12 protein-coding genes and 1 tRNA gene are annotated in these 12,858 nt (G+C 69.8%); 2 read left to right on the top strand and 11 right to left on the bottom strand.

Translation table 11 applies throughout. The features are described 5' to 3' along the window. Positions 1–170: 170 nt before the first annotated feature. The 10 genes from LXT13_RS09775 to LXT13_RS09730 all read right to left on the bottom strand — a co-directional run bounded on the left by LXT13_RS09775 (position 171) and on the right by LXT13_RS09730 (position 6,021). Positions 171–1,145 (bottom strand): sulfonate ABC transporter substrate-binding protein, encoded by a 975-nt coding sequence (locus tag LXT13_RS09775; RefSeq protein WP_233371737.1) that lies wholly within the window; start codon positions 1,143–1,145, stop codon positions 171–173. A gap of 125 nt (positions 1,146–1,270) precedes the next feature. Then, positions 1,271–1,822: an NADPH-dependent FMN reductase gene (gene ssuE / locus LXT13_RS09770; RefSeq protein ID WP_233371736.1), complete on the bottom strand. Its 552-nt coding sequence runs from the start codon at positions 1,820–1,822 to the stop codon at positions 1,271–1,273. A 112-nt stretch (positions 1,823–1,934) separates the two neighbouring features. After that, positions 1,935–2,147, bottom strand: coding sequence for a hypothetical protein (locus tag LXT13_RS09765; RefSeq protein WP_233371735.1), 213 nt, complete (start codon positions 2,145–2,147; stop codon positions 1,935–1,937). A 12-nt stretch (positions 2,148–2,159) separates the two neighbouring features. Then, positions 2,160–2,357 carry a hypothetical protein gene (locus tag LXT13_RS09760; protein WP_233371734.1) on the bottom strand — a complete coding sequence of 66 codons (198 nt, stop codon included), beginning with the start codon at positions 2,355–2,357 and terminating at the stop codon, positions 2,160–2,162. Between the two features lie 800 nt (positions 2,358–3,157). Next, positions 3,158–3,232: transfer RNA gene (locus tag LXT13_RS09755), tRNA-Arg, on the bottom strand. A gap of 45 nt (positions 3,233–3,277) precedes the next feature. Further along, positions 3,278–4,030: a Crp/Fnr family transcriptional regulator gene (locus tag LXT13_RS09750; RefSeq protein WP_233371733.1), complete on the bottom strand. Its 753-nt coding sequence runs from the start codon at positions 4,028–4,030 to the stop codon at positions 3,278–3,280. A gap of 148 nt (positions 4,031–4,178) precedes the next feature. Continuing rightward, the gene (locus tag LXT13_RS09745) at positions 4,179–4,874 is read right to left on the bottom strand and encodes a flagellar basal body L-ring protein FlgH (RefSeq protein ID WP_233371732.1); all 696 of its coding nucleotides are present in this window, start codon (positions 4,872–4,874) and stop codon (positions 4,179–4,181) included. Positions 4,875–4,903: 29 nt separating this feature from the next. Then, entirely contained in the window at positions 4,904–5,428 is a 525-nt protein-coding gene (locus LXT13_RS09740; protein WP_233371731.1) for a cell division protein FtsI, read from the bottom strand. A 10-nt stretch (positions 5,429–5,438) separates the two neighbouring features. Continuing rightward, positions 5,439–5,744 carry a hypothetical protein gene (locus LXT13_RS09735; RefSeq protein ID WP_233371730.1) on the bottom strand — a complete coding sequence of 102 codons (306 nt, stop codon included), beginning with the start codon at positions 5,742–5,744 and terminating at the stop codon, positions 5,439–5,441. Between the two features lie 4 nt (positions 5,745–5,748). Further along, positions 5,749–6,021 (bottom strand): hypothetical protein, encoded by a 273-nt coding sequence (locus LXT13_RS09730; protein ID WP_233371729.1) that lies wholly within the window; start codon positions 6,019–6,021, stop codon positions 5,749–5,751. Positions 6,022–6,130: 109 nt separating this feature from the next. Between LXT13_RS09730 and katG the strand changes: the two genes are divergently transcribed. After that, positions 6,131–8,344: a catalase/peroxidase HPI gene (gene katG / locus LXT13_RS09725; RefSeq protein ID WP_233371728.1), complete on the top strand. Its 2,214-nt coding sequence runs from the start codon at positions 6,131–6,133 to the stop codon at positions 8,342–8,344. 62 nt (positions 8,345–8,406) lie between these two features. Continuing rightward, complete coding sequence (locus LXT13_RS09720; RefSeq protein ID WP_233371727.1) at positions 8,407–8,757, top strand: GFA family protein; 351 nt, start codon at positions 8,407–8,409, stop codon at positions 8,755–8,757. A gap of 155 nt (positions 8,758–8,912) precedes the next feature. Here LXT13_RS09720 and LXT13_RS09715 read toward each other — a convergent pair whose 3' ends face one another. Continuing rightward, a complete protein-coding gene (locus LXT13_RS09715; protein ID WP_233371726.1) occupies positions 8,913–12,845 on the bottom strand; it encodes a translocation/assembly module TamB domain-containing protein in 3,933 nt (1,310 codons plus the stop codon). Positions 12,846–12,858 lie beyond the last annotated feature (13 nt).

Here is a 12,858-nt window from a genome sequence, read left to right as displayed (position 1 = left end):
GTGTCGGTCCGCGGCGCTTCGGTGGGCTGCATCGGGTGGAGGTGGAGGTGGACGCTGCCCTGGCACGTGCAGACGCGCGCGGCTCGCGGGCTGGGCTGCATTCCATGCCGCAGCCGTCGTTGCGAGGATGGCGAGGGCCGCGCGACGCGTCGCCGGGACTGTCGGCGTGTTCATCTGGCCGCGTTTGCCACCTTCGCACCCGTGGGCAGCGCATCAGCCACGCGGATGGCCTTCGGGATCAGGCCCAGGCCGTGAAAGGTGTCTGCGATCTTCTGCTGCTCGGCGGCCACCTGGGCGGTGAGCGGCTTCACGCCGAACTGGTAGCGCGACAAGCTCTTCTCGACGACGTCGGGCTCAAGGCCCTGCAGCGGTGCTATGACGGCGGCGGCGGCCTTCAGGTTGGCTTTCAGGGCAATGGCCTGGGTCTGCGTGTCGTCGAAAAGCGCCTGGATGACCTGCGGCGACTTCTCTGCGAAGCCGCGTTCCGCCAGGTAGTAGGCGTAGTTGTTGACGAGGCCGCGGCCGTCCTGCAGCAGCCGCGCGCCGCTCTGCTTCTCGACGGCGGCGAGGAAGGGATCCCAAATCACCCAGGCGTCCACGGCACCGCGCTCGAAGGCGGCGCGCGCATCGGCCGGCGGCAGGTAGACGGGCTGGATGTCGGTCAGCTTCAGGCCCTGCTTCTCCAGCGCCTTGACGAGCAGGTAGTGGACGTTGCTGCCCTTGTTCAGCGCGACCTTGCGGCCCTTGAGGTCGGCCACGGACTTCACGGCCGAATCCTTCGGCACGACGATAGCCTCGGCTTCGGGCGCCGCGGGGTCGAAGCCGATGTAGACGAACCGGGCGCCCGCCGCCTGCGCAAAGATCGGTGGCGCCTCGCCGACGAAGCCGACGTCGATGGCGCCTACGTTCAGGCCTTCCAGCAGCTGCGGGCCGGCGGGGAACTCCACCCATTTGACCGCCACGCCCAGCGGCGCGAGGCGCTTTTCCAGCGAGCCGTTGGACTTCTGATAAGTCAGCAGGCTGGCCGACTTCTGGAAGCCGATGCGCAACGTGGTGCCGGCCTGCGCGGCGGCGTGGAAGCTGGCGGCTGCCAGGAGCAGCGGCGCGGTCCAGCGGAGAACGGTGCGGAGGGAGGAAGGCAGCATGGTGTCAGGTCCTGTGCAAAAAGGTCCCGGCGCTCGGGCGCACCCGATCCACGCCCGGAGCGCCGGGAGGATGTCGCCTGCCCCGGGCATGGGGGCGAAGCGACGAAAGACGAGGGAGGGCGCCGTCAAGGGCGACAGCTGAGTGCGGATTCGCCAAGTCGCTGAGGCGTCAGCGGCGCCAGCGCGCGGTCCAGCCGTGCCAGCAGTTCGGGTTCGGGCACGAAGCCGCCGGCCTCGTGGCGTTGCATCTGGGCGTCTGTCGCGAAGACGGCGTCCAGCACATGTCGGGCGCCGAGGGCGGACAGCACCGGCTTGAGGGCGTAGTCCAGCGCCAGCAGGTGGGCCGGGCTGCCGCCGGTGGCCAGCGGCAGCACCGCCTTGTCGCGCAGCGCGTCGGGCGGTAGCAGGTCGAGGAAGAGCTTCAGCAGGCCGGAATAGGCCGCCTTGTAGATGGGGGTGCCGACGATGACGAGGCGCGCGGTGGCGACGGCCCGCACCGCTTCCGCGATGGCGGGGTGCTGCGCGTCAGCGTTGATGAGCGCCGCTGCGGGCAGGTCGCGCACGGCGATGTGCGCGTTGCGCGTGGCCAAGGCTTCGAGGCGAGTCACCGCTAGTTGAGTCAGCCAGGCCGACCGGGAGCGTTCGCTGGGGCTGCCTGAAATGCTGGTGATGTGCATGGTGGCCTGTCTGGAGTGCAGGCCACCACGATAGGCAGCGGCGCATTTGCGCGGAACGAAGGAAAGCGGCGATGCTTATGAGGCGGGCGATTTTGTGAAGCGCGCGGGCGCATCAGCGCACAAGGCCGTGGAGGCGTGGCGCCGTAGCGGGCACCGTGCGCGGCGGGGGCAGGTGCGTGGGCGAGCTGAAGGCGGCCACCAGCCGCGCCGCGAACAGCGGCCCTGACGGAATGACCATGAGCACCCGGTCTTCACTGTCGAAGGCGCGGATCTGGCCGGCGCTGGCGTCGTAGCTCCAGCGGGCGATGGGCACATCGTGTTGCATGGCGGGCTCTCCTCAGGCTTGGCGGGGTTGGTCGGCAGCGGTGGCCCGTTCCCACTCGCCCCAGGAGCTGTCGGTCACTTCCACACCGGTGAGGAAGGCCGTCTTGTCCCGGGCGTTGTCCGCCGGCGCATACAGCGCGGTCACGCGGCGCAAGGTGTCGCGCAGCTGCAGGACCGAGGCCGGGGCCAGGGCGGCGAGGGGCATGTGCATGTCGGGCTCCGAAGTCATGCAGGCAGTCTCGGCTTCGGTCTGTCCTCGTGCTATCACCCCGGAGGGGGCCCGACGGGGGACCGAGGGGCAGGATCCCCCGCTACCACCCCCCGTCTCCCCCTAAAGGGGGATGGACGGCCGCCGTCGAGGAGCGGAGCGTCCAGGGACACCACCGTTCGCGCTGATAGCGATCGCGTGAACATGGCGTCCACCTGATTTTGGTGGACACCTATGCATCCCAATAGTCGGCCAGGCAAGAGGCGCGTGTCCGTCGCAGCATTTATGCAGGTCGTCGTGTGCACTCGGTGTGCAGCCTGGTCGCTCATCGCCAGCCTGGCGACACAAAAGCAGGCCACCGGGCGAAAATGACGGCGAGCGGCCTCAGGCGGCGACGGTCTCGTTCTCGGGCTGCTCTTCCAACTTGGAGCGCCAGCCATTGCGGCCAGCGGTGGCGACGATCCTCTGATTCACCAGGCGCTCTATAGTCATGATCCGGTCGCACCGGCGGCCCTTCTCTGTGAGACGTTTGAGCGGCCCTGCCTCACCTAGTGGAAACCCTTGCGTGAGCGCTGGCGCTCCGAGGGCAGTGAGGTGGTGCGCGTCTCCTGTCGCGTTCTAGCGCGGCTCGCGGCGAGGGCTGCCACAGGTGTGCGCCACAACACAGCACGCAGCTGGCCAGGCGAGAGTGCAGCAGGCGACAGGCCGCCAACTGGCCACCTTGGGCTCACCCGCAACTGCATGTTGCGACAAGGACTTAGTCGTGCAAATGATGCTGCGGAGGCCCCACTCGAAATCCGAGTTGGTCCCGCCGACAGGAATCGAACCTGTATTTGCCGCTTAGGAGGCGGCCGTTCTATCCATTGAACTACGGCGAGGCCGCGGGTGGGCCCGCGAGGGCGCGGATTCTCGCATGGCCGCTGTCACTTGACGCCCAGCAGCCGGGCGCTGAGGCGTTGCAGCGTCATGTCGCATTGTTCCAGCGTTGCGATGCAGTCGATACCCGCAGCCTCGACCTCGGCCATCAGCGCCAGCCATGCCGCCAGCGCTTCCAGCGTGACCTTAGAGCGTGAGGTCGTCACCCAGCCGTGCTGGCTCAGCTGACCGAGATAGATCCAGGTCTGGCGCCTGGATAGTCCCGACAGCTGACCGATGCAGGCCTGCGAGATCGGCAGCGCCAGGCGAACGGCCTGCCGGGTGTCGCGTTCGGGCGCGAGCGCAGTGGCCAGCGTGGCCATCACGCTGACGAGGCGTTGCAGGCCGTTGCCGGCCAGGCGCATAGAGATCTGGCCGTGCAGCCGGCTGGCCGTGGCGGTGTAGAGCTCGTCATGGGTCTCGGCGGGCAGCGACGGTGGCGTGTCGGCATGGAGCGCGTCCAGCGGGATATTGATAGTGGTCACATCCACCAGCGCCGTCACGTCGTAGCGCGCAGCGAGCTTGCCGAGCGGCGACTCACCGCCGATCACGTCACCCAGCCACAGTGCCGCCACCGCCACGCGCGTGCCGGGCGCCACTTGAGAAACCAGGTAGGCCGCCCCTCGACAGATGGCGACCCAGTCGCCTAGCGAACTGCCGGCTTCGATGATGCGCTGACCACGTCGGTAGGTTTTGACCTTGCCTTGCGCCAGCCAGGGGGCGGAGTTGTCCTTCGGCGCTGAGGGGCGTCGATTTTTCATCGCGACTTCTGTTCTTCTTGCTCATGCGCGGCACGCCGCAGCGGGATGGTTTGTAGTCGCCACCGCCGTCATGTGATCGATGCAATAGAGGCTGTGCGGGGCGTGTAAAGCGCTTGAGCGCCACGTGCGAAGGCCTGACACCTGGCGCTCACCAAATGGACAAGGTCCGCGCCAGCACGCGCTGCAGCCAGGTGCGGGAGTTGGCCTCCGACACGTCACCTCGGGCCACGCTCTCCAGGTTGGCATTGACGACGTCTTTGGAGGCGACGACGTTGCCCGCACCGATGTCGTGCGGGTCCACGATGCCGGAGAAGCGCAGCGTCGTGACGCCGCCGGCCAGGCCGATGCTTCGCTCGCCGGCCACGAGCAGGTGACCGTTAGGCAGTACGTTGATGACGGTGACGGCCAGCTGTGCGTTGAAGCTGTTGGCCGTCTCGGCATTGCCGGAGCCCTTGAAGGAATCGCTGCCCGAGGCCGTGGCGTCCACGTTGATCAGCGATGCGAGCGCCGTGCCTGGCTTCGCCCCACCGGGACCCTTGCTGGCGAGCTTGCTTTCGCGGCTGGTTTCGCCGGTCTGCTTCTGCGTCGCGCGCAGGCTCTCGGCGATGTCGACCTTCATCGTGTCGCCGATGGCGCGTGGGCGACGCTCGCCGGAGAACAGCGCGGAGTTGGCCATGTGGGCCTGGAAGATCGCGCCGTTGGCGGGCTGTTCGAGGAACATGGGCGTCGTCGGTGGTTTCGCGACGACGGGCACGTTGACGAGACTGGGCGGTACCGAAGAACAGGCCGCGAGCACGGTGCAGGTGGCGACGAGCAGGGTAGGGCGGAAATGCTGGGCAGGCATGGCGATGTCCGGAAGGGGCGGAAGAAGGGTCAGGTCTCGAAGCCGGTGATCAGCGCCTTGACGACAGGCGCGATCTTTTTTCGGGTGCTGGACCAGCGCGCTCCGCTCGATTCGCTGATGTAGGCGCTGCTCGACAGCAGGCGGCCATCGGCGTCGCGCAGGCTCAGCGCCGCCGAGCTGAGGTAGGGGCGCTGCTGCTGGCTCAGCGGCGGCGTGCCCCATTCGATGCTGCCGACGTAACGCAGCCAGTGGGTGCAGCTGTTGGGTCCGGTGCCCGCGTCATACACACGGCTTTGCACGCCCTGCGACTTGAGTTCGGCCTGCAGTGCAGGCACCAGCTCGTCGAGCGGCATGTCCCGGTTGTATTCGACGCAGACATCCTTGACGGGAGCGTCGCCGTGGTGAACGGTGTTGACCGGCTTGGCGTCCTGATGGGAGATCGCCATTGAGCCTCCCCACTTGACGACTTCCCACGTCGCCATGGGACCCAGCGCGGTGCACCCGGACAGGCTGGCGAGCGAGGCGATCAGGCCCAGTCGAAACCAGTGCTTCATCTTGGCCTCCTCATGCGAGCACGCTGACGAGCGCCGCACCGACGACGCCCGCCAACACCCCGCGGTCCATGACCTCGCCGGCGGCGTCGGCGGTGGTGTCGGCGGCGTTGACCAGCCACTGCGCGCCCTGGCTGCCCGCGCGGACGACCGAGTCGGCCAGGTGGGCGACGCTGCCAAGAGAACGTGAGCTCAGCGAGACGGTCACGCCGACCTGGTGGCCACCGCTGCCGATGCGGACCTGCGCGGTGCAGCGCTCATTGCGTGGCGTCTTCGACGTGCTGACCTGGCTGCTGCAACGCATGTCCACGGCGTTCATGGCTTCAGGCCTTGGCAGATGTGCCTGCTGCGGCGGGCGCCGCGGGCGTTTCGGCCTGGGCGGTCTTTAGCAACTGCGCAAAGTTGCCCGATGCGGCGGCACCCGGCCTTGGTGGCGGCGCTGCGGCGGCGGTGTTCTGGATGGCGGATGGTGGCTTGATCTGCATGGCGGGGTTCCTGAAAAGGGTGAGGAAATTCTTTGCCCGCGCCTTCCCGCCTGGTCCGCCGATGACCATGCCGGCCCCCGTGTTGACGACCCGCTCGGTGAACTGCTTCACCCAGGGCCGCATTTATTGCTATCGCCGTCATTGGCCGGATTGCGTTGATTCGGCTTGGGGTCGACTCCTAGACTGCTTCGGCACTTGCGGACAACTTCAGGAGGCCCCGATGTCCAACGAATCCAAATGCCCGTTCACCGGCCAAGCCGGCACTGCTCATACGTCGCCGGCCCGCTCGCGCGCCAACCGTGACTGGTGGCCCGAACAGCTCAACCTCGCGGTGCTGCACCAGCATGCGCCGCGCTCCAACCCGATGGGCGAGGCCTTCGACTACGCGGCCGAGTTCAAGACGCTGGACCTGGACGCCGTCGTGCGCGACCTGCATGCGCTGATGACCGATTCGCAGGATTGGTGGCCCGCCGACTATGGCCACTACGGTCCGTTCTTCATCCGCATGGCCTGGCATGCAGCCGGCACCTACCGCGTGGCCGACGGGCGCGGCGGCGCCAGCACCGGCAGCCAGCGCTTCGCGCCACTGAACAGCTGGCCCGACAACGGCAACCTCGACAAGGCACGCCGACTACTGTGGCCCGTCAAGCAGAAATACGGTCGCAAGCTGTCCTGGGCCGACCTGTTCATCCTGACCGGTAACGTCGCGCTGGAGTCCATGGGCTTCAAGACTTTCGGGTTCGGTGGCGGGCGTGAAGACATCTACGAGCCGGAGGCGATCGACTGGGGCGCCGAGGCCGAATGGCTGGCGCTCAGCAGTGCGGGCAACAGCCGCTACAGCGGCGAGCGGCAGCTGGCCGAGCACCTGGCCGCCGTGCAGATGGGCCTCATCTATGTGAACCCGGAAGGCCCGGACGGCAACCCCGATCCGGCCGCCTCGGCGCACGACATCCGCGTGACCTTCGCGCGCATGGCGATGAACGACGAGGAGACCGTGGCGCTCGTCGCCGGTGGACACACGTTCGGCAAGGCCCATGGCGCGGGCGACGCCAAGCATCTGGGCCGCGAGCCCGAGGGTGCTGACATCACCGATCAGGGGCTGGGCTGGCGCAGCAGCTTTGAGTCCGGCATGGCCGGGCACACGATCACCAGCGGCCTGGAAGGCGCCTGGAAGCCCAATCCGACGACCTGGGACAGCGGCTACTTCGACACCTTGTTCAAGTACGACTGGGAGCTGACCAGGAGCCCTGCTGGCGCGCACCAGTGGGTGCCCAAGGGCGGCGCCGGTGCGAACGACGTGGTCGACGCGCACGACCCGACGAAGTTCCACGCGCCGATGATGTCCACCGCCGACCTGGCGCTGCGCGTGGACCCAGCCTACGAGAAGATCTCGCGCCGCTTCCATGCCGATCCGGCCGCTTTCGCCGATGCGTTCGCCCGCGCCTGGTTCAAGCTGACGCACCGCGACATGGGTCCCATCGCGCGCTACCTCGGCCCTCTGGTGCCGCGCAAGCCCCTGATCTGGCAGGACCCGATCCCGAAGGCAGACCATCCGCTGGTGGACGCGCAGGACGTGGTCGCGTTGAAGACGCAGGTGCTGGCCTCGGGCCTCAGCGTGGCGCAGCTCATCTCAACCGCCTGGGCCTCGGCCTCGACCTATCGCGACAGTGACAGGCGCGGCGGCGCCAACGGAGCGCGCATCCGCCTCGCGCCGCAAAAGGAATGGGCCGTCAACCAGCCGGCGGAACTGTCGCGCATCCTGCCGCGGCTGGAGTCGCTGCAGGCGGCGTTCAATGCGCAGGCGGTGGGCGGTAAGAAGATCTCGCTGGCCGACCTGATCGTCCTGGCCGGGGGGGCCGCCGTCGAGGCCGCCGCTAAGCAGGCCGGCGTCGACATCACCGTGCCTTTCCGCCCCGGCCGCATGGACGCCACGCAGGACCAGACCGACGCCGCCTCCTTCGCCCCGCTGGAGCCGCGTGCCGATGGCTTCCGCAACTACCTGGCGCCGGGGCTGCCCGAGGCGGCGATGGCGGACATGCTCGTCGACAAGGCCCAGCTGCTGCGCCTGTCGGCGCCGGAGATGGCCGTCCTGGTGGCGGGGCTGCGCGTGCTGGGTGCCAATACGGGTGGAAGCGCGCATGGTGTCTTCACGAGGCGCGTCGGCACGCTGTCCAACGACTTCTTCGTGAACCTGCTGGACATGCGGACCAAGTGGCAGCGCGGTGCCGACGGCGTGCTCGAAGGCCTGGATCGCCGCACCGGCGAGCGCAAGTGGACGGCCACCGTGGCTGACCTCGTGTTCGGCTCCAACGCGCAGCTGCGCGCGCTGGCCGAGGTCTACGCGGGCGCCGACGCCGGCCGCAAGTTCGTCGACGACTTCGTCGCCGCGTGGGTTAAGGTCATGGAGAACGACCGCTTCGACCTGACGGTCTGACCGAGCGGTGCGGCCGCGGCCCGGGTGCCAGAATGGGCCTCTCCTTCTACGAGAGGCGCCTCATGACCACCCACCATGGCAGCTGCCACTGCGGCCGCATCCAGTTCGACGTTGACGGCGACATCACCGCGGCCGTCTCCTGCAACTGCTCGATCTGCCAGCGCAAGGGTTCGCTGCTGTGGTTCGTGCCGCGCAGCGCATTGCGTGTGTCCACGCCCGAGAGCGACATCGCGAGCTACACCTTCAATAAGCACGTCATCCAGCACCGCTTCTGCCCCACCTGCGGCATGCACCCGTATGGCGAAGGCACCGCACCGAACGGCGACGCCACGGCGGCTATCAATATCCGTTGCATCGAGGGCATCGACCTGGACAAGGTGCCGGTGCACCACTTCGACGGTCGGTCGAAATAGTTCCGACGCGTCGGGCATGAATCGCTAACCGGCGCCGGGCCGCCCTCAGCCGGCCCGCAGGCGATGTGCTTGCGACTCAATGGCGCAAGCGTCGCCATCCCCTCGGGCATCGACTGGTCTTGCCGCGTTCAGCGCGGCAAGACCGGACGGGGCCCCTAATTCCACTTCCACTGCCAGATCAGGTCCAGCGCGTTGTCTTCCCCGCCCTGGGCTCGCAGCGTGAAGCGCTGGGCGATGCGATAGATCAGCTGCCACGAGCCCGTCGTCGCGTTCAGGCCGCGCTCGTAGCCGACGTACCAGCGCCGCGAGATCTGCTTGCCCAGGCGCACGATGGTGGACTTGGTGTCGCCATCGCTCTGTGACAGCGCCAGCTCGTCCAGCCCCAGCTGGCGCAGCGCGCGGCCGGTGGCGCTCTCGCCTTCGCCGCTGAGCAGTGCGACGGCGGCGCGCTGCAGCAGCGCCGTGTCGTTGGCCTGGCCGCTGGGCTCGTGGCCCAGCAGCAGCCAGGACAGCTTGTCGGTGTCGCTCATGTCGGGCTCGGAGTACAGCGCCACGCGCGGCGCCAGTGCCGTACCGCTCACGCGCACGCCCACGCGCAGGTCCAGGTTGGGCCGCACGGCCAGCAGGTCCAGCGTGGGGTTGTCCAGCGTGCCGGTGAAGCGGATGTCGCCGCGCTCGATGTCCAGCTTCTGGCCGTAGGCGGCGTACTGGCCGCCGTTGGCGTCCAGGCGGCCGGTCACGCGCAGCGGTCCGTCGTTCTTCTGCGTGATCTGCAACTGGCCGCGCAGCGTCGTGGCCAGGCCCCGGCCGCGCACCTTGAAGTCGTTGCCGAAGTCCAGCGCGACGTTGACGCTGGTGTTGCGCGGCGTCCGGGGGGGCGCGGCCACGGCTGGCTCGGCGCTGCGCTGGCCGCGCACGACAGTCACGTCATCGGCTAGCGTCGGCGCGTCGGCGCGGGTCACGTCGAACAGGCCCTCGTCGGCGCGGAGCGTGCCGTTCAGCTGCAGCCCTTGCTCCCCCAGGTCCAGCTGGGCCTGACCGCTGGCGACGATGCGCCGGTCCACGCGGGACATCAGGCGCAGCTTGTCGGCCTGGATCTCGACGTGCGCACTGGGCTTATCGCCCAGCTCGGCACGTCCGGTGGCGCGCAGCCAGCCACCGCCGCCGCGCGCTTCCAGCTGAGTGAGTTGGGCATGCTGGCCGTTCAGGTCCAGCGCAAAGCGGCCGTCGGTGAAATCCACGCCGTACAGCAGATGCCGCAGTGCCAGGCCGTCACCCTCGGCATGGCCCGTGAGGTCGGGCGCACCCAGTCGCCCGGCCAGCCGCACCTGCGCCGCCACACGCCCGCCCAGCCGCCAGCCGGCCGGCACCCAGGCGCCCCAGCTGCCGAGCTGGGCGACGTTGGCTTGCAGCACGCCGTCGATGGGCGTCTGCGCGTCGGGCAGCAGCCCGCTGGGTCGTAGCGTCAGCGCGCCGCCGAAGCTGCCCAGCTCCTGGCCCGCCAGGCCCTCCGCGATCTGCCAGACGCCGTCGCGCACGTTCAGCGCCAGCCGCAGGTCCGTCAGCCCCAGCGCGCGCGTGCCGAACTCGTCGGTCACGCGCAGGTCGCCGCCCTGGCGTTCGAGCAGCAGTTCCGCGGTCAGTCGATCGTTGAACAGCAGCGATGCATGGCCGACGACACGCAGGTCGCCGCTCCAGCCGAAGTCGGGCTGCCAGCGGGCCAGCAGCGGCGCGACGGCCAGATCTTCCAGCTGCAGCTCGGCGCGGGCCTCTGGCCGCTCGCCGCCCTGCCAGCTCAGCGTCTGCCAGCGGACGAACGCGCCGCCCACCTCGGCCCGGCCGGGCTCGGCCACCACGCGTGGGCCCGGGCCGACCTTCAGCGCCACGCCGCTTGCGGCCAGCAGCGCGGGTGTGTTGGGGCGCAGCGGCGCCATGTCGAGCCGGCTGATGCGGCCGGCCCAGGCCTGACCGTCCCAGCCGCCCTGCGCCTGCAGCGTGACCCCGACATTCAGGTCCTGCTCCGGCGTTGGGTGGGCGCGACCGCCAAGCTGGACCTGCAGCGTGTGTGCGCTGCGCCGCCCCTGCAGGTCCAGCCGCATCGTCTTGACCTCCGCCCTGGGGTGGCGAAGGCCGTTGACCTCCAGCGCCAGGGCCATCGACCCATCGCCGTCGGCGCCGGGCAGCGGCAGCGTCCAGCGGCCGCGCGCATTGGCCACTGTCACGCCTGCCGCGCTGGAGGCAGTCACGGCCAGCCGGCCGCTGCCCCCGGCCTGCCAGTTGGCGGCTTTGCCCGTACGCTGCAATTGCAGCTCGCCGTCGCCCTCGGCCTGGCCGGCCACCGGGCCCTGGCCCCACAGCGCCAATAGCGGGTTCAGTTCCGCGAGCTTGCCCGCCTGCAGCTTCAATTGTGCGGTGACAGCCGCCGGTCGGGCCTGTCCGCTGGCCTGTGCACGGTTGCCGCCGAGCCGGGTGTCGACGTCGAAGGTGGCGGCGTCCTGCACGCGCGGGCGCTGCAGCGTCAGGTGCCCCTCCAGCGGCAGGCCGCCGAAGCTACCGGGCAGCAGCCGCGCTTCTAGCGTGCCGGTCGCATCGTCCAGCCGGCTGCCGCGCACGTCCAGCCGCGCATCGGCGTTCAATTGCGTAGCACCTGGCAGGCGGGCCCAGGCGGAGCCCGGCTCGCCGCGCCACAGCAGATGCGGGTCGAAGCGGCGCACCTGGGCGTCGACCTTGGCGGCCAGCTGCAGCGCGTCCTGGGGCGGACGCAGGGCTTCCACCTGCCCGCTGGCCCGGATCTCCGCGTCGCCGCTGGCCAGTCGCGCCTCCTCGATCTGCCATCGGCTGCCGTGCTCCAGCAACCGGCCTTTCAACTGGGCCCGCAGCCGCAGTGGCCGCTGCTGCAGGCTGCCGCGCAGGTCCAGTTGCGCGGACAGCGGCTCTTGGGCGCCGCCCGTGAGCGTCAGCGGGCCGTCGAGCCGGGCCGGCGTGGCCCGGGCATCCAGCGCTTCGGGGCGCAAGCCCTGCACGCGTGCGTCGAGCTGCCAGCGTCCATCGGCCTCGTGCCGGCCCTGGCCCTGCACGCGGCCACCGCCAGCCAGTTCTGCATCCAGCGTCGTCAGGCGCAGGCTGGTGGGCAGGTCGGGGCGGCCGGCCAGCGCCAGTGCCAGGCGTTGCACCGGCAGGGCGCCCTGGTCCCAGCGGCCGGCGGCGGTGTTGCGCAGCTCGGCCTGCAGCGTGGCCTCGGCGTCGCGGGCGGGTGCCTTCAGCGTCGCGCTGCCGCTGAGCGACGTGCGCGGCAGCCCCGGGGCCAGCGCAGCGAGCGCTGACAGGTCGAACCGGTCGGCCTGCAGCTGAAGTGTGTTGACGGGCCACGCGGAGAAGGGCTGCACCTCGCCGGCGGCCTTCAGCGTCTGGTGTGCGGCCTCCACCTCGGCCTTGGCCTGCAGCCGCGCCAGCGGCCCGCGCGCGGCGGCCACGGCCCGCCAGGGCAGACTGCCGGCATCCTGCGGCTGCACGGTCAGCGTGGCCTCGGCCTGCATGGGCGCGGCGCTGTCGACGCGGGCGTCGCCGGTCAATAGCAACTGCTGCCAGCGCGCGCCGGTCAGCTTGATGTGGTGGGTGCCCCGGCGCGGAAGGTCGATCTCGGCGACAAGCGTCTGCAGCGGCGGCTGGTCGGCGGCCCAACTGAGCCGGCCGATGATGAGCTGGCCGATGTGCACGCCCAGCGGCAGCGTCAGGTCGTCAGGGAGGGCGGTCGGCGTGTTGCTGGGCGTCGTGCGGATCATCACCTCGTCGATGGCCAGCTCGCGGGCCAGCAACAGCCCCTGGCTGGCCGTGACGCCGAGGCCCGACCAGCGCAGTCCGCGCAGCTCGGCGGTGCCGCCGGCCCAGGTCAGTACGAGCCGGCGGGCGCGGAAGTCGCCCATCAGCGAGCCCTCCGGCGCCTCCACCTGGACCCCCGGCAGGTGCGCCAGCAGCCATGCGCCTCCCGAAGGCCGCTGCAGCAGCCAGACGACGAAGCCGGCTGACAAGGCGACTAGCAGCACCAACCCGATCAGGCTGTTGCGGAGCAGGCGCAGGGAGCGGCTCATGGCGCAGCGACCT

This window comes from Pelomonas cellulosilytica, from assembly GCF_021353265.1.
Classification (GTDB): Bacteria; Pseudomonadota; Gammaproteobacteria; order Burkholderiales; family Burkholderiaceae_C; genus Pelomonas; species Pelomonas cellulosilytica.
This window is presented reverse-complemented; position numbering and strand designations above follow the sequence as displayed.